The 17,547-nt window shown below is 74.9% G+C and carries 8 protein-coding genes; 6 read left to right on the top strand and 2 right to left on the bottom strand.

All coding sequences use genetic code 11. From position 1 onward, the window contains the following. Positions 1-30: 30 nt before the first annotated feature. Positions 31-1,743, bottom strand: a complete 1,713-nt coding sequence (locus ACFWEG_RS09295) for a serine/threonine-protein kinase (RefSeq protein ID WP_387211146.1) — start codon at positions 1,741-1,743, stop codon at positions 31-33. Positions 1,744-2,267: 524 nt separating this feature from the next. Here ACFWEG_RS09295 and ACFWEG_RS09290 point away from each other — a divergent pair. The 6 genes from ACFWEG_RS09290 to ACFWEG_RS09265 all read left to right on the top strand — a co-directional run bounded on the left by ACFWEG_RS09290 (position 2,268) and on the right by ACFWEG_RS09265 (position 15,466). Beyond that, positions 2,268-5,627: an FtsK/SpoIIIE domain-containing protein gene (locus ACFWEG_RS09290; RefSeq protein ID WP_387211143.1), complete on the top strand. Its 3,360-nt coding sequence runs from the start codon at positions 2,268-2,270 to the stop codon at positions 5,625-5,627. Positions 5,628-5,776: 149 nt separating this feature from the next. Next, positions 5,777-7,138, top strand: coding sequence for an ABC transporter substrate-binding protein (locus tag ACFWEG_RS09285; RefSeq protein WP_387211140.1), 1,362 nt, complete (start codon positions 5,777-5,779; stop codon positions 7,136-7,138). A 71-nt stretch (positions 7,139-7,209) separates the two neighbouring features. Then, on the top strand, positions 7,210-8,487 hold the full coding sequence (locus ACFWEG_RS09280) for a carbohydrate ABC transporter permease (RefSeq protein WP_387211137.1): 1,278 nt from the start codon (positions 7,210-7,212) through the stop codon (positions 8,485-8,487). After that, positions 8,484-9,404 (top strand): carbohydrate ABC transporter permease, encoded by a 921-nt coding sequence (locus ACFWEG_RS09275; protein WP_387211134.1) that lies wholly within the window; start codon positions 8,484-8,486, stop codon positions 9,402-9,404. Before ACFWEG_RS09280 ends, ACFWEG_RS09275 begins: the two co-directional genes overlap by 4 nt. A 155-nt stretch (positions 9,405-9,559) precedes the next feature. Continuing rightward, positions 9,560-11,803, top strand: a complete 2,244-nt coding sequence (locus ACFWEG_RS09270) for a CDP-glycerol glycerophosphotransferase family protein (protein ID WP_387211131.1) — start codon at positions 9,560-9,562, stop codon at positions 11,801-11,803. A gap of 81 nt (positions 11,804-11,884) precedes the next feature. Further along, a complete protein-coding gene (locus ACFWEG_RS09265) occupies positions 11,885-15,466 on the top strand; it encodes a CDP-glycerol glycerophosphotransferase family protein (RefSeq protein WP_387211128.1) in 3,582 nt (1,193 codons plus the stop codon). Between the two features lie 56 nt (positions 15,467-15,522). On the opposite strand, the gene ACFWEG_RS09260 is transcribed toward ACFWEG_RS09265, so the two are convergent. Then, positions 15,523-17,541: a CDP-glycerol glycerophosphotransferase family protein gene (locus ACFWEG_RS09260; protein ID WP_387211125.1), complete on the bottom strand. Its 2,019-nt coding sequence runs from the start codon at positions 17,539-17,541 to the stop codon at positions 15,523-15,525. Positions 17,542-17,547 lie beyond the last annotated feature (6 nt).

Here is a 17,547-nt window from a genome sequence, read left to right as displayed (position 1 = left end):
CCAGAAGTCGACAAATCCACGAAGTCGCTCCTAGGCGCCGGTGGTCCCGGAGCCGCCGCCGGTGACCTCGGAGATCCAGTCGGTGGTGGTGTCGATCCAGGAGCCGAGCTGCTCCCAGTACCCCTTGCCGGTGCCGATCCAGTCCTGGAGCGGGGTGAACTCCCACACCATCCAGCTCGCGACGAACAGGATGAGCAGCATGAACAGGCAGCCCTTGAGGCAGCCGAGCCCGGGGATGCGCATCGGGTTCGCGCTGCGCTGCCGCGGCGGACGCGGCTCCCGCGCGGGCCGCGGCGCGGGCGCGGGCTGCCGCGGCGGCTCGTAGCGCTGCGGGGCCGGCTGGTGCGGGCGCTGCTGCTGCGGCGGGGGCGCGGCGGCCCGGCGCTGGGGCTGGTGCTGCGGCTGGTGCTGCGGCTGCCGGCCGTACTGCTGCTGGGGCGGCGGCGGGGCCTGCTGCCGGTTCCGCTCCGGCTGCGGGGCGCGCTGCGGCTGGCGCTGCGGGCGGCGGCGCAGCGGGTCCTGGCTCGGGTCCAGGTACTGCACCTGCGTCTGCTCGTTGCGGTCCCGCGCGGCGCGCATCTGGGACTGCCAGGGGTGCGGGTCGTCGGACCCGCCCTGGCCCGGCTGCCCCTGCGGGACGGGCGGCATCACGGCGGTGGGGTCCGCGGCGCCGGCCCGGTTGCCGCCGTAGCCGCCCTGCTGCCCGTAGCCGTCCTGGCGGTCGGCGTGCGGCATGACGTCGGTCGGGGCGGAGGGGTCGTAGCCGCCCTGGCGGTTCTGCATGACCTGGGTGGGGTCGGCCGCGCCGGGCACGTCGGGGACGGGGGCCGGGGCCGGGTCGGGGGCGAGCAGCGCGCCCACGCCCTCGGCGGCGGCGATCTGCGCGCTGTTGGCGTGCACGCCGACGCCCGCGGCGACGACGCGCAGCGCGCGGCCCAGGTTCTCGGCGCTCGGCCTGCGGTCCGGGTCCTTGCTCAGGCAGCGCTCTATGACCGTCCACAGCGGCTCGGGGATGTTCGAGGGCCGGCGCGGCTCCTCGCTGAGGTGCCGGTGCAGGACTTCCAGGGCGGTGCCGCCGGCGAACGGCGGGCGGCCGGTGACCAGCTCGTAGAGGAGGATGCCGGCGCCGTAGACGTCGACGGCGGAGGTCTGCGGGCGGCCCTCGGCGGACTCCGGGGCGACGTAGGCGGGGGTGCCGACGAACTCGTGGGTGCGGGTGAGGCCCGGGGAGTCCGCGAGGCGGGCGATGCCGAAGTCGGTGAGCATCGGCCGCATGTCGCCGCCGCGCTCGTCGACCAGCACGTTCGCGGGCTTGAGGTCGCGGTGGACGACGCCGTCGGCGTGGCTGGCGGCGAGCGCGTCGGCGATCTGCGCGGTGAGCAGCGCCGCGCCGACCGGCGACAGGGGGCCGTTCTCACGCAGGTAGCGGTGCAGGTCGGGACCCTCGATGAGGTCCATGACGAGGGCGAGGAGGTCGCCCTCGACGACCAGGTCGCGGGTCCGCACGATGTTCGGGTGGGTCAGGCGCAGCAGGACGGAGCGCTCGCGCAGGAAGCGCATGACGATGTCCGCGTCCTGGGCCAGCTCCTCCTTGAGGACCTTGATCGCGACGGCCTCGCCGGGGTGGCCGGCGACGGCCGCCTCGGCGCCCGCGGTCTCGCGCTGCCGGGCCCGCCACACGGTGCCCGTGGCGCCGCGTCCGAGCGGCTCCTCCAGGATGTACTTGCTGCCTACGGGCCGCACGTCTGCGCTCCCTGCTGATCGGTCCGGATCAGGGTCCGGGTCGGTCGGGTGCCGGAGATGTCTCCGAGAAGCCTGTCCAGAAGTCTTCCGGCCTACCTTAGTGCCGCCGTACGGGTGACCGACCGGTCATCGCGGCGGGTGGCGCACGGGGCGGGCGGCCGCCGCATCGACGGCACGGCCCGGGGATGTACCCGTACCCCTGTTCGTGTGGAAGACGCCGCGGGGGCCCGGACGGTTGCCGAGGGGCCGGATCCGGCCACGTCAGGCGCGGTCCCGGTCGGGCCCCCCGCGGGCCGGCAGCGGTCGCCAAGATCCTTTTCCGCCGGGTTCCCGGGCGTGTTGTCAGTGGCAGGTGCGAGGATGCTCACCAGTACCGCTCCGGCCGCGTCGGCCGACCGCCCCGCGGGGCCGGAGCGCGCCACCGACAGGCAGTTCGGCACAGGCCGAGGCGCGGGTGTGCGACAGGGGGAGCCGGGCCGCCCTCCCCGTCGGCACATGCCGCGCGGAAGGGACCGCTGACGGCGATGCAGATCCGGCTGACCGTCCTCGGGCCGCGCAGCGGCCAGAGCCCCGCGCGCGCGTGCGACGTAGTGGTGACCGCCCCCGCGGGCACCGCCCTGGCCGCGGTGGCCTCCGGCCTCGCCTCGGCCGTCGCCGGACCGGACTCCACGGCGGGCGGCGGCGCCCCCGCCCTGTACGCCGGCCGGGACCGCCTCGACCCGCACCGCCGCACCCTGGGCGAGCCCCCGCTGGTCGACGGCGCGGTGCTGAGCCTGGGCGCGCCCGGTGACGAGCCGATCGTCCCGGACGGCTCCGCCGCCGCCCAGCTGCACGTCGTGGCGGGCCCCGACGCCGGCGGCGTCCACCTCCTGCACGGCGGGCAGATCCACGTCGGCCGCTCGGCCGACGCCGACGTCCCCATCGACGACCCGGACGTCTCCCGGACGCACTGCGCGGTCACCGTCGCGCCCGACGGCCGCGTCACCGTCGCCGACCTGCGGTCCACGAACGGCACCGCGATCGGCGGCGAGCGGCTCGCCGACCGGCCCGCCCGGCTGCTGCCCGGCGCCCTGCTGCGCGTCGGCGAGTCCACCCTCCAGCTCACCGGCCCCGAGCCGCGCACCCTCCCCGTCACCCCGGACGGCGAGGGCCGCCTGCGGATCGCCGCCCCGGGGCGCGCGCCCCGGCCCTCCCCCGTCCCGGCGCCGCGCGAGGCGACCGCCCCGGCCCCCTACGGCCAGGTCCCGGCCCAGGGCGGGGACGCGCCGTCCGCGGCCGGCGGGACGGCCCGGCTCACGGCGGACCGGCAGCCGGCCGAGCGGCGGGCCCAGGAGCGGGCCGCGGTCCGGCAGGCGTACGACCGCCCGCCCTACGACCGCACCGCCGACGCGCCGGACGCCCGCCCCCGGCTCCTGCCGTCCGCGCGGACGCCGGACGCCGTGCCGCAGGCGCGGACGCGCCCGCTGCCCGGAGCGCCGGCCGCCCCGGCGGAGGGCGACGCCCGGACCGCCCACCGCCCCGCCCCCGCCGAGCCCGTCGAGCCCGCCGAGTGGCCGGACGCCCCTACCGGGCCCCGTGACGACGTGCCCGCCGAGCACGGGCGGATCGGGACGCCCCTGCGGGGCACGTCGCTGCCCGCGCGGGAGCGGCGGCGCGGCGGGATAGGGGCATGGGCGCGGCGGCTGGCCGGGGGCAGGGAGCCGGACGCGTACGGGGACGGCGTGCGGGACGAGGCGGAGGCCGCGTTCGACCCGGAAGGACCGCAGCAGCGGCCCGGCGACCCGCACGGCCGCGCGCGGTCCGCGGCGGCGGGCGCCGCCCGCGCCGCCGCCCCCGCGCCCCGGCCGCTCGCCCCCGACACCTGGCCCGACCCGGCGGCGCTGCTGCTCACCGCGCTCGGCCCGGGACCGCGGCTGTGGGAGCGGGCCGCCGACCACCCCGAGGCGCTGACCGTCCGGGTCGGCACCGCCGACCGGCCGGGGCTGCCGTCCGTGCCGGTGACGGTCGACCTGCGCGAGACCGGCTCGCTCGGCCTCGCGGGCCCCCGCGCCCGGCTCGCGGGACTCGCCCGCTGCGTGGTCGCTCAGCTCACCGCGCTGCACGCGCCCGCCGACCTGGAAGTCGTCCTGATCAGCACCGACCGCAGCCGCGAGGCCGCCGCGCGGGCCGCGGAGTGGGCGTGGCTCGGCTGGCTCCCGCACCTGCGCCCGGCCCACGGCCAGGACTGCCGGCTGCTGCTCGCGCACGACCGCGAGCAGGCCGCCGCCCGCACCGGCGAGCTGCTCCAGCGCCTGGAGCGCACCCCGCACGGGCCGCCCGCGGACGGCGGCGCGGGACCGTACACCGTGGTCCTCGTGGACGGCGACCCGGGCGCCGCCGACGTCCGCGAGGCCGTGGTGCGGCTCGCGCAGGAAGGCCCCGCGGTCGGCATCCACGTCGTGTGCCTGGCCGAGACGGCCGCCGCGTCCCCCGCCTCCCCGGTCGCCGAGACCTACGAGGCGGCCTGCGCCGCCAGCCCCGCCTTCCGGGCCTGCGGGGCGGCCGCCCTGCTCAGCGGGGACGTGGCCACCGCGCTGCGGCTGCTGCGGACCAGCGCCGGGCAGCCCGTCGGGCACGGCACCCTCGCCGTGGTCGACGCGGTCTCCGCGGCCTGGGCCGACCGCTTCGCGCGGGCGCTCGCCCCGCTGCGCTCGGACGGCGCGCCGACCGGCGGCCGCCGCGAGCGCACCGCGACCGCGCTGCCGCCCGCCTCCCGCCTCCTGGACGAGCTGGGCCTCGCCCGGGCCACCCCCGCCTCGCTGCTCGCCCGCTGGGCGAGCGCGGGCGACGACGAGCGCTCCGTGGGCGGCCGCGCCCACGCGGTCCTCGGCGCGGGCCCGCGCGGACCGCTCGTCGTCGACCTGGCCGCCGAGGGCCCGCACCTGCTCGTCGAGGGCCCGCCCGGCAGCGGCCGCAGCGAGCTGCTCCGGGCGCTCGCCGCGTCCCTCGGGGCCGCCGAGCGCCCCGACCGGCTCGCCCTCGTCCTGGTTGAGGGCGCGGACGGGCCCGAGCGCGGCGAGGGCCTGCGCGCCTGCACCGAGCTGCCGCACACCACCACCCTGCTCACCGCCAACGACGCCGTCCGCATGCGGGAGTTCGCCCAGGCGCTGAGCACCGAGCTGAAGCGCCGCGCCGAGCTGCTCGGCACCGTCGACTTCACCCAGTGGCACACCGACCGCGACCGGGTCCGCCGGCTCGTCGCCCAGCGCGCCCCCGGCCGGAGCGGCCCTGCGGGCGGTCCCGACCCGTCGGGCGACGGCGACGTGGAGGCGCCCCCCTCGGGCACCCTCCGGCTGCGCACCACCACCCCGCCGCCCCCGGGCCCGCCGCTGCCCCGCCTCGTCGTCCTCGTCGACGACTTCGACGCGCTCGTCGCCCCCGCCCTCGGCAGCCCCGGCCGGCCGAGCGCGGGCTCCGTGGTCCGCGCCCTGGAGGCGGTCGCCAGGGACGGCCACCGGCTCGGCGTGCACCTGGTCGCCGTCACCGGCCGTCCCGACGTCACCGCCGCCACCGAGGCGAGCGGCCGAGCGGCGCTGCGGGCCGTCCTGGAGCCGCCGGCGCCCGCCGGAGCGGGGCCGGAGGCGCCCGCCCCAGGCCGCGGCGTCCTGCACGCGCACGGCCCGGCCACCCCCTTCCAGGCCGGCCGGGTCACCGGGCGCATCCCGCGCACGGCGACCCTGCGGCCCACCGTCGTCCCGCTGGAGTGGGAGCGGATGGGCGACCCGCCCGCCCGCCGCCCGGTCCGCGAACTCGGCAACGGGCCCACCGACCTCGCCCTGCTCGCCAGCGCCCTGGAGCGCGCCGCGAGGACCGCGGAAGCGGAACCGGTGGCGCCCCTGCTCTGAGGTTTCCCCGCCCCGCACAGGGGGACTGACTCGACGTCACGAGGGCACAACGATCACGTGGTTGACATCGCGGGCGCTATTGCCGGGTGTCGACGGACGGGCGTAGACCTGAGGCACGGGACAGCGCAAGCAGGAGAGACGGGGCAGTGATGCGCACAACTCTTCACCCACGCAGGGCCGCGATAGCGATGGCGGCGATCGGCGCGCTCACGCTCGCCGGATGCGGCGGCGACGGCGGCGACGAAGGCGGCGACGAGCCGAGCGGCGGCGCCAAGGAGACCACGGCCTCCGTGGAGCTGCCGAAACTGGACGGACAGAAGCTCGAGGTGGCCGCCGTGTGGACCGGCGCCGAGCAGGACAACTTCACCAAGGTGCTCGAGGAGTTCGAGAAGCGGACGGGCGCCGAGGTCGCCTTCGTGCCGACCGGCAACAACACCGCCACCTTCCTCCAGACCAAGATCCAGGGAGGGCAGCCGCCGGACGTGGGCTTCCTCCCGCAGGTCGGCGTACTCCACCAGTTCGCCGACCGGGGCTGGCTCCAGCCGCTCGGGGCCGACGCCCAGGCGCAGCTGGACAAGAACTTCTCCGCCGGCTGGAAGGACCTCGGCGCGCGCGAGGGCAAGCAGTACGGGGTCTACTTCAAGGCCGCCAACAAGTCGCTGGTCTGGTACAACGCCGCCGCGTACGAGGCGGCCGGGATCACCGAGGAGCCCAAGACCTGGGACGACTTCCTCACCACCGCCCAGACCCTCTCCGACGCCGGCTCCCCGGCCGTCTCCGTCGGCGGCGCGGACGGCTGGACCCTCACCGACTGGTTCGAGAACGTCTACCTCTCGCAGGCCGGGCCGGAGAAGTACGACCAGCTGGCGCAGCACGAGATCAAGTGGACCGACCCGTCGGTCAAGGAGGCGCTGACCACCCTGGCCCAGCTCTGGGGCAAGGACGAGCTGGTCGCCGGCGGCAAGAGCGGGGCGCTGCGCACCGACTTCCCGAAGTCGGTGACCCAGACGTTCAGCGGCGACACTCCGGCGGCGATGGTCTACGAGGGCGACTTCGTGGCGGCGAACATCAACGCCGACACCGACGCGAAGCTCGGCACCGACGCCAAGGTGTTCCCGTTCCCGGCCGTCGGCGACGAGTCCCCGGTGGTCAGCGGCGGCGACGTCGCCGTGGCGCTGAAGAAGGGCGAGGGCGCCCAGGCGCTGCTGACCTTCCTGGCCTCGACGGACGCGGCCGAGATCTGGGCCGGGCAGGGCGGGTTCATCTCGCCCAGCAAGGAGGTCGACACCGGCGCCTACAAGGACGACGTGACCCGGGACATCGCCGAGGCGCTGATCGCGGCGGGCGACGACTTCCGGTTCGACATGTCCGACCAGGCGCCGGCCGCGTTCGGCGGTACCCAGGGCCAGGGCGAGTGGAAGGAGCTCCAGGACTTCCTGAAGAACCCTGCCGACGTCGCCGGTGCGCAGGCCAAGCTCGAAGCGGCCGCCGCCAAGGCCTACGCCGGCTGACGGCGGCGATGGCGACAACCGAGACCCCGCCGGCGGTCGTCCCGCCGGCGGGGCCCGTACCCCGCAGGAGCGTGACCGGCACGAGGAAGTGGGTGGCGGCTGTCTTCCTGCTGCCCGCTTTGGTGCTGCTCGGCGCGCTCGTGGTCTACCCGATCGGGTACTCGCTCTGGCGCAGCCTGTTCGACGCCGACGGCTCCGGGTTCGTCGGCCTCGGCAACTACGGCGACATCTTCAGCGACGACGCGACCCTCACCGCCGTCCGCAACACCGCGATCTGGGTGGCGGTGGCGCCCGCGCTGTGCACCGCCCTCGGACTGATCTTCGCGGTGCTCACCGAACGGGTGCGCTGGGGGACGGCGTTCAAGCTGATCGTCTTCATGCCGATGGCGATCTCGATGCTCGCCGCCGGGATCATCTTCCGCCTCGTCTACGAGCAGGCGCCCGAACAGGGCGTCGCCAACGCGGTGGTCGTCGGCGTGCACGACACCTTCGCCGACTCCTCCGTCTACCCCAAGGCCCGCCCGCAGGGCCAGAGCGACCTGAAAGCGTCGGGCGGCGGCGCCTTCACGACCGGGGCGTCCGCCGAGCCCGGCACGCCCGTCCTGCTGCCGCTGGTCGGCATCGCCCCGAACAAGGTGCCGGGCGATCCGGGCGACGCCAAGGCCGCCGAACCGTCGGGCGACGAGGTCACCGGGACGGTCTGGCTGGACTTCCGGCTCGGCGGCGGCGGTGAGAAGGGGCAGGTCGACGAGCGGGAGAAGGCCCTGGAGGGGGTGAAGGTCGAGGCCGTGCGCGACGGGGAGGTCGTCGCCACCACGAGCAGCGAGGCCGACGGCACGTTCACCCTTCCGGCGGACGCGGCAGGCGCGCAACTGCGCTTGCCGGCGTCGAACTTCGCGGCCCCGTACAACGGGATCGAGTGGCTCGGTCCCACCCTCATCACGCCGTCCGTGATCGGCTCCTACGTGTGGATGTGGGCCGGCTTCGCGATGGTCCTCATCGCCGCGGGGCTCGCCGGGGTGGACCGCAACCTCCTGGAGGCCGCCCGGGTCGACGGGGCCAACGAGTGGCAGGTGTTCCGCAGGATCACCGTCCCGGTCCTCGCGCCGGTCCTCAGCGTCGTGCTGATCACGCTGGTCATCAACGTGATGAAGGTCTTCGACCTGATCTACATCATCGCCCCGCAGCCCACCCAGGACGAGGCGAACGTGCTCGCCCTGCAGATGTTCCGCTACCTCGACGGCGACAACTACGGGCTGGGCAGCGCGATCGGCATCCTGCTGCTCGTGCTCGTCCTGCCGGTGATGATCGCCAACATCCGCCGCCTGCGGAAGGAGCGCCGACGATGAGCACCGTGGCGACGGAACCGTCGCGCTCCGAACCGCCCGCGCCGGCGCCGGGGCCCGCGCGGAAACCGCGCTCGGCGGCCGCCCGGATCGCCTCCGGGGTGGCCGGGGGCGCGGTGCGGGTCTTCCTGGTCGTGGTGGCGCTGTTCTGGCTGATGCCGACCGTCGGCCTCCTGGTGTCGTCGTTCCGCTCGCCGACCGACATCGCCACCAGCGGCTGGTGGAAGGTCCTCACCGCCCCCGCGCAGCTCACCGCGGCGAGCTACGAGTCGCTGCTGCAGCGCGACGAGATCACCGGCGCGCTGTGGAACACCGTCCTGATCACCGTCCCGGCCACCCTGCTCACGGTGGTGATCGGGGCGATGGCCGGGTACGCGTTCGCCTGGATGGAGTTCCCCGGCCGCGACTGGTGGTTCGTCGGGGTGGTGGCGCTGCTCGTGGTGCCGGTGCAGGTGGCGCTGATCCCGCTGTCCGACCTGTTCGGGACGCTCGGGATCTTCGGCGACGTCGTCGGCGTGGTGCTCTTCCACGTCGGGTTCGGGCTGCCGTTCGCGATCTTCCTGCTGCGCAACTTCTTCGCGGAGATCCCCCGCGAGCTCCTGGAGGCGGCCCGGCTCGACGGGGCGGGAGAGGGGCGGCTGTTCGCGACGGTCGTCCTGCCGCTCGCCGCGCCCGCGCTGGCCTCGCTCGGCATCTTCCAGTTCCTGTGGGTGTGGAACGACATGCTGGTCGCGCTGGTCTTCTCCGACACCGACTCGCAGCCGCTGACCGTCGCCCTGCAGTCCCAGGTGCGGCAGTTCGGCGGCAACATCGAGATCCTCGCGCCGGGCGCGTTCATCTCGATGGTCATCCCGCTGATCGTGTTCTTCGCGTTCCAGCGGCAGTTCGTGGCGGGGGTGATGGCGGGGGCCGTCAAGTAGGCGGGCCGAAGCGGTTCCTTACCACACGCGGCGGGCGGTCCTGCCCCTTTGGGCCGTCCGCCGCCGCATGTCCCCCGAACGACACAACACGCGTAACCCGGCGCCCGCTTCCGGCGTTCCAGGGCAGTCCGCCCGTGCCGACCTCTGGATGCGACGTGCCCCGGTTCAGCGTGATCGTCCCCACGTACAGGGTGCAGGCGTATCTGCACGCCTGCCTCGACTCCGTCCTCGGCCAGTCGTACACCGACCTGGAGGTCGTCGTGGTGGACGACGCCTCCCCCGACGCCTGCGGCGCGATCCTCGACGAGTACGCGGCCCGCGACCCGCGCGTGAAGCCGGTCCACCTGCCCGACAACGTCGGCCTCGGCCCCGCCCGCAACGCCGGTCTGGCCCGCGCGCGCGGCGACTACGTCCTCTTCCTGGACGGCGACGACACCTTCACCCCGGGCGCCCTGCAGGCCGTCGCGGACCGCCTCAAGGATTGCGACGAACCGGACGTCCTCGTCCTCGACTACGCCCGCACCTACTGGAACGGCGACGTGGCCCGCAACCAGCGGGCGCTGCTGCTCAGCCAGGAGGGCCCCGCCACGTTCACCCTCGCCGAGCGGCCGGACCTGCTGCGCCTGCTGATGGTGGTCTGGAACAAGGCCTACCGGCGGGAGTTCGTCGAGCGCGAGGGCTTCCAGTTCCCGCCGGGCTACTACGAGGACACGCCCTGGACGTACCCGGCGCTGCTGGCCGCCGGGTCGATCAGCACCCTGGACCGGGTCTGCGTCCACTACCGCCAGCGCCGCCGCGGCAACATCCTGCAGACCACCAGCCGCCGGCACTTCGACGTCTTCGACCAGTACGACCGGGTGTTCGCGTTCCTGGACGCGCGGCCCGAACTCGACGCGTCCTGGCGGTGGCTGATCTTCCGGCGGATGGTCGACCACCTCTGCGCCGTCTACACCACGCCGGGCCGGCTCCCCCGCGACAGCCGGGCGGAGTTCTTCCGCCGGGCCCGCGCCCACTACGCCCGCTACCGCGTGACGGGCGGGAGCGTGGGGGCTCCGCAGCGCGCCCGGCACGCCCTGGTGCGGCTGGGCGCGCACCGGTCGTACCGCGCCCTGGCGAAGGTCCGCCAGGCCCGCCGCCGCGGGCTGCGGGCCTTCGCGGTGGCCGGGCGCCGGGCGCGGGGGGCGCTCCTGCAGGCGCACTACCGGCTGCAGTGCCTGCGCCCCGTCGACCCGGACCTCGCCGTCTTCGCCGCCTCCTGGCACCGTGGTTACGCCTGCAACCCGGCCGCGATCGAGTCCGCCGCGCGGGACCTCGTGCCCGGTCTGCGCACCGCGTGGATCGCGGACCCCGCGTACACCCACACCGTGCCGCCCGGGACCCGCCGGCTGACGCCCGGCACGGCCGCGTACTGGACCGCCCTCGCGCGGGCCCGCTACCTGGTCAACAACGTGAACTTCGACCGTCGGCTGCGCAAGCGGCGCGGCCAGGTCCTGCTGCAGACCCAGCACGGCACCCCGCTGAAGACGATGGGCCTGGACCTCCAGGAGCACCCGGCCGCCGGCGCCACCACGGACTTCGAGGGCCTGCTGCGCAACGTCGACAAGTGGGACTACGTCGTCTCCGCCAACCGGCACTCGACGCTCACCTGGGAGCGCGTCTACCCGGCCGGCTACACCACCCTGGAGTACGGCTACCCGCGCAACGACGTCTACCAGCGGGCGACCGCCGAGGACGTCGCCCGCCACCGCGAGCTGATCGGCGTCCCCGAGGGGGCGACCGCGATCCTCTACGCACCCACCTTCCGCGACTACCGGCGCACCCAGGGGCCCCGCGTCGACCTGGCCAGGGTCGCCCGGGAGCTCGGCCCGTCCTACGTGCTGCTGTCCCGCGCCCACCCCCTGACCGCGCCGTGGCAGGGCGATCCGCACCCCAGGGTGATCGACGTCTCCGCGCACCCCGGCATCGAACAGCTCGCGCTCGCCTCCGACGCCCTGGTCACCGACTACTCGTCCCTGATGTTCGACTACGCCAACCTCGACCGGCCGCTCGTCGTCCACGCCGACGACCCCGAGGCCTTCGAGGCCGCCCGGGGCACGTACTTCGACGTCCGGGCCTTCCCGCCGGGCCCGGTCGCCGCCACCGAGGACGAGCTGATCGACATCTTCGCCACCGGCCACTGGCGCGGTTCCCGCTCCGCCCAGCTCCGCGCCGCCTTCCGGGCCCGCTTCTGCCCGTACGACGACGGGCACGCCGCCGAGCGCGTGGTGCGCCGCGTCTTCCTCGGCGAGACGGGCGGCGCGCCCGCCCCGCTGCCGATGGCCGAGCGCCGGCCCGCCGCGCCCGCCCCGGCGGGCCGGGCCCCGGAGGCCTCCCCGCGCTCGCTCCAACTGGAGTCGTGACCCCGCCCGGGCCGCCGTACCCCGCCCGGGGCGCGGCGGCCCGGACCGCCTCCCGCCGCTCCTCACGACACGGAGTCCCCCATGCCCAAGATCAGCGCCATCGTCCCCGTCCACAACGTCGAGCCCTACCTGTTCGACTGCCTGACGTCGCTGGCCGTCCAGAGCTTCGACGACTTCGAGGTCGTCATGGTCGACGACGGGTCCACCGACGCCTCGGCGGACATCGCCGAGGCGTTCGCCCGCGACGACCACCGGTTCACCCTGGTGCGGCAGGCGAACGCCGGACTCGGAGCGGCCCGGAACGCCGGCGTGGCGCAGATGGCGGCGGACAGCGAGTTCCTGATGTTCGTCGACAGCGACGACCTGCTGACCGAGCGGGCCTTCGAGCTGCTGCTCGGGTCCCTGGAGGAGTCCGGGTCGGACTTCGCCACCGGGAACGTGCACCACGTCAACGCCGTGCGCACCTGGCAGGTGCCGATGCTGAGGATCCTGGCGGGGCACGACCGGCCGCGCACCCACATCACCCGGCTGCCGCGGCTGGTGTCCGACCGGATCGCGTGCAACAAGCTGTTCCGCAGGAGCTTCTGGGAGGCGCACTCCTTCAGCTTCCCGGTCGGGGTGCTGCACGAGGACATCCCGGTCGTGCTGCCCGCCCACCATCTGGCCGAGGCCGTCGACATCGTCGCCGAGCCCGTCTACCTCTGGCGGATGCGCCCGGCGACCGCCGAGAAGTCGATCACCCAGCGGCGCTCGGAGCCCGCCTCGATCCAGGGGCGGGGCGCCGCGGTGACCGCCGTCAGCCGGTTCCTGGGCGACCGCTTCCCCGCCGAGAAGCACGCCTACGACCTGAGCGTCCTGCGCGACGACCTGCGCACCCACCTCAAGCTCCTGGCGGGCGCCGAGGACGACTACCGGCGGGCGTTCATGGACGTCGCCAACACCTTCCTCGACCAGACGGGCCCCGAGCTGCTGCGCGCCCTGTCGCTGCGGCAGCGCGTCCAGTGGGCGCTGGTGCGCCGACGGGACCTGGAGGGGGTGCTCGCCTCGCTGCGGGCGGAGGCCGAGCAGGTGCCGGTGACCATCAGCGGGCGGTGGGTGCGGCGGGTCGGCTACCCGGAGCTGCCCCCCGGCACCGAGATCCCCCGCCACCTCACCAAGCTGGGCCGCGAGCTGCTGTTCAAGAACGCGGTGTCGGAGGTCTGCTGGGACAGGGGCAGGCTGCGGATCACCGGCGACAGCTGGATCTCCATGCTCGACGCCGTCTCGCCCCGCAGCCAGCGGAAGATCGCCTACGTGCACGCCAGGGGCTCGCGGATCCCGCTCCCGGTCCCCGTCCGGCAGACGCCGAGCCCCGAGCGCACGGCGACCTCCGGCGGCGTCAGCCACCGCTACGACTGGGCCGGTTTCGAGGCGGTCCTCGATCCGCGGATGCTCCGCACCAAGGGCCGCTGGACCGAGGGCGTCTGGTGCCTGGGGATGTGCGTGGTCGCCCCGGGCGCGGCGCGGCGCGGCCCCCTGCAGACCGACAACCGCTGGCATCCGGCCGCGCACCCGCCCTACCGGTGGGTCGACAAAGACGTCCGCGTGCTGCCGTTCGTCCACGGGCGGCGCCTGGAGCTGCGGGTGGAGAAGGTCCGCGCCCTGGTCACCGCGCACGAGGTGGACGGCGACCGGGTGCGCCTGACGGTCGCGCTGCGCGGCGACGCCCCCGACGCACCCGCCGACGGGGCCGCGACCGTACGGCTGTCCTGCGAGTCCCTGGAGACGGACCTGGTGCTGCCCGCGCACCGCGACGGCGACCGCGTCCTCCACGTGGACCTGCCGGTGAGCGCGGTGGCCGGGCACCTCGTCGACGAGGAGTCGCCGGCCGGCCGCCACGCGCGCGGCGCGGGGCTGTGCTGGGCGACGGCCCTGCACGTCCGCGACGACGACGGGCGCGACCACCGCTACCCCCTGGTCGTCGCCGACGGCATCGCCGACCTGGAGGTGCCCTGCGCGGGCGGCGAGGCGGCCCTGACGTCCGGTCACAACGGCTACCTGAAGGTGTGGGCGCGCCGCCCGCACGCCGTGGTCACGTCGCTCGCCTGGGACGCGGACGGCGGCCTGGAGCTGACCGGCCGCATCGCCGCCCCCGCGGGGGCGCACACCCTGGTCGTGCGCAGCACCACGCGCACCGAGGAGAAGACGAGCGTCCTCGACGTCGACGGCGCGGGCCGGTTCGCCACCCGGCTGACCCCGGCGGCGATGCCGTCGGTCTCCGGGACGCTGCCGCTGAAGTCGGGGCTGTGGAAGTTCTGGGTGCGGCTCTCCGACGAAGCCGCCGAGGTCACCGCGGCGGGCGAGGAGGCCGGGGCCGTCGCGCCCCCGGCGGACATGCCCGTGAAGATCGACCGCCTGGCCGCCGACGCCATGCCCGGCCGGGTCGCGACCGGCGGCCGCGCGTACACCGCCGAGGCGCACTGGCACGACACCCTGCACCTGAACTGCCACTCCGGCATCCCCGGCGGCGAGCGCGGCCTGTACCACCAGCTGCGGCTGCGCCAGGACGTCTACGGGCCCCTCCGCCGCACCGCGCCGCTGCGGGAGACCGCGCTGTTCGTGAGCTACAACGGCAAGCAGTTCTCCGACAGCCCCCGGGCCGTCCACGAGGAGCTGCGCGCGCGGGAGCCGGGCCTGGAGCACCTCTGGGTGGTCAGGGACGGCCAGGTCGCCCTGCCGCCGCACGTCCGCGCGGTCGCCCTGTGGAGCAGGCAGTGGTACGAGGCGCTGGCGACGGCGAAGTACGTCGTCACCAACGCCCACCTGCCCGACTGGTTCGAGCGGCGGCCCGGACAGGTCGTCGTGCAGACCTGGCACGGCACGATGCTGAAGAAGATCGGCCACGACATCGAGACCACGTACTTCGACGCCGAGTACAAGAACCGCATCTCCCGGGAGGCGCGGAACTGGTCGGTGCTGGTCTCCGCGAACCGCTTCAGCACCCCGATCCTGCGGCGGGCGTTCAAGTACGAGGGCACGATCCTGGAGTCGGGCTACCCGCGCAACGACTGCTTCTACGCCGACGACCTGCCGCACCGGATCGCGGCGATCCGCGAGGAGCTCGACCTGCCCGAGGACAAGAAGGTGATCCTCTACGCGCCGACCTGGCGGGACGACCTCACCCACGGCGGCGGCAACTTCAAGATGCAGCTGGCGCTCGACCTGGAGCAGGCCCGCGCCCGGCTGGGCGACGACCACGTGCTGCTGATCCGACGGCACTCCAACGTCGTCGACAGCATCCCGGGCGCGGGGCAGGGCTTCGTGCGGGACGTGTCGGAGTACCCGGACATCGCCGACCTGTACATGGTCAGCGACATCCTGATCACGGACTACTCCTCGGTGATGTTCGACTTCGCGCACACCGGGCGGCCGATGCTGTTCTTCACGCACGACCTGGAGCACTACCGCGACACCCTGCGCGGCTTCTACTTCGACTTCGAGGAGAACGCGCCCGGCCCGCTGCTGTTCACCACCGAGGAGGTCCTCGACGCGGTCGAGGACATCGACGCGGTGGCGAAGGCGCACAAGGAGCGGTACACGCGGTTCACCGACACCTTCTGCGACCTGGACGACGGGCAGGCGGCGCGCAGGGTCGTCGACCGGATGCTGGAGTGGCGGGACTGAGTCAGGAGGTCCTGGGGGACTCACGGGCCCGGGGGGTCAAGGGCCTTGGGGGGGGCTCACCGGCCTGGCGGGCTCACGGGCTCCCCCAGGAAGAACCGCCGCACGACGCGTTCGGCCGCGTGGCCGTCGTCCCAGGGGCAGAAGCGCTCCCGGAAGGCGGCCCGGAGCGCGCTCGTGTCGGGGTTCTCGCGGAGGACGGACAGGAGGTCGTCCTCGGTGGTGGCGACGGCGCCGGGGGTGTCGCCGGGGCGGCCGGAGAGCAGGTCGAAGTAGGTGCCGCGGGCGGCGCGGTAGGCCGGCCAGTCGGGGGCGTAGGTGATGATCGGTCGGTCGAGGCAGGCGTAGTCGAACATCAGGGACGAGTAGTCGGTGACCAAGGCGTCGGCGGCCAGGCAGAGTTCCTCGGCCGAGGGGTGGTCGGAGACGTCGACGACGTTCGGTGGAACCTCGTGGGGCCGGCCGGTGTAGAAGTAGTGAGCGCGCAGCAGCAGGACGTGCTCGTCGCCCAGGTCGCGGGCGAACCGGTGCAGGTCGAGGCGGGGGGTGAAGCCCTTCTGGTAGTCGCGGTGGGTGGGGGCGTAGAGCAGGACGGTACGGCCCTCGGGGATGCCGAGCCGCGCCCGGACGCGGGCGGTGTCGGCGGGGGTCGCGGTGAGGAAGACGTCGTTGCGCGGATAGCCGAGTTCGAGGTGGCGGTAGGCGGCCGAGGGGTAGACGCGGTCCCAGGTCTCGGTGGAGTGCGGGTTGGAGGAGAGCGAGAAGTCCCACTGGTCGACGTGGCGCATGACCTTGGCGAGGTGGAATCCGTGGGTGGTCGCCGGGTAGCGGCGCTGCTCCACGCCCATGGTCTTGAGGGGGGTGCCGTGGTGGGTCTGGAGGTAGGTCTGGCCCGGCCGTTTGGTGAAGCCGCCGGGGAAGCTGGAGTTGTTCACGAGATAGGTGGCGCGGGCCATCGTCCGCCAGTAGGCCCGTGAGCCCTCGATCACGTACGGGACGCCTTCGGGGACCCGGTCGCGGTGGCGGCTGCTCACCACCCAGACGCCCCGGATGTGCGGGGCCAGTTCGGCGGCCTTGGCGTACACGGCGGCGGGGTTGCAGGCGACACCGCGGTTCCAGTAGGCGCCGTAGACGGCGAGGTTCGCATCGAGGCCGGAGGTGCGCAGGTCGGTGCGGTAGGCGGCGCGCATCACCGCGGTGCGCAGCCTCCTTTTCGCCCGGCCGGCGAGCGGGGCGACGCGCGCGGGGCGGGTGTACGTCAGGGGGCCCAGCGTCCGCGCCTCCTTGAGGAAGGCGGCGCGGTCCGCTTCGGGGACGCGGTCGGTGAGCACCTGCCGCAGGTGGTCGAGCATGGGCGGGACGAGCCGGTCGCGGGCGGCGGGCTCCTGGTCGAGGAGGCGGCGGTAGGCCTCGATCACGGCGAAGTGGTGCCGGCCGGGGCGGGCGGCGGCGGCCCCGCTGCGCCGCTCGCGCCAGCGCACGCAGGCCCGGTCCAGGGTGGCTACCCGGTCGCCGGCGAGCAGGGTGGCCCGCTGGACGGGGAGGACGTCCTCGTAGGGGCCGCTGGTGAAGTGCAGGTCGTGTCCGGTGAAGAACGCGCGGCGCAGGACCCGGTTCCAGGCGGCGACGGTGACGGCGAGCGGGTCGGCTCCGGGGCCGAGGTCGTCGCCGCCGGGCCGGGCGGCGGTGTCGTCGCGCCAGTCGACGCGGTCGTGACCGAAGAGGAGGACGTCGGGCCCGGGGTCGCCCGCCGCGGCCAGCCGGTCGGCGATCGCCCGGAGCGCGCCGGGCAGCAGCAGGTCGTCGCCGTCGAGGAAGAGCAGGTAGTCGCCCCTGGCCCGGTCGGCGCCGGCGTTGCGGGCGGCGCCCGTGCCGAGCGGGAGGTCGTGGGTCAGCACCCGGACCCGGCTGTCCCGGGCGGCGAACTCGGCGGCGATCGCCCCGCTGCCGTCGGGCGAGGCGTCGTCCACGACGATCAGTTCGACGTCCCGGAGGGACTGGGTGAGCACGGACTCCAGGCAGGCGCGCAGGTAGCCCTGGACGCGGTGCACGGGGACGATGACGCTGAAGCGGGGCATGGTGAC

It is taken from the genome of Streptomyces sp. NPDC060194, from assembly GCF_042728285.1.
Classification (GTDB): Bacteria; Actinomycetota; Actinomycetes; order Streptomycetales; family Streptomycetaceae; genus Streptomyces.
This window is presented reverse-complemented; position numbering and strand designations above follow the sequence as displayed.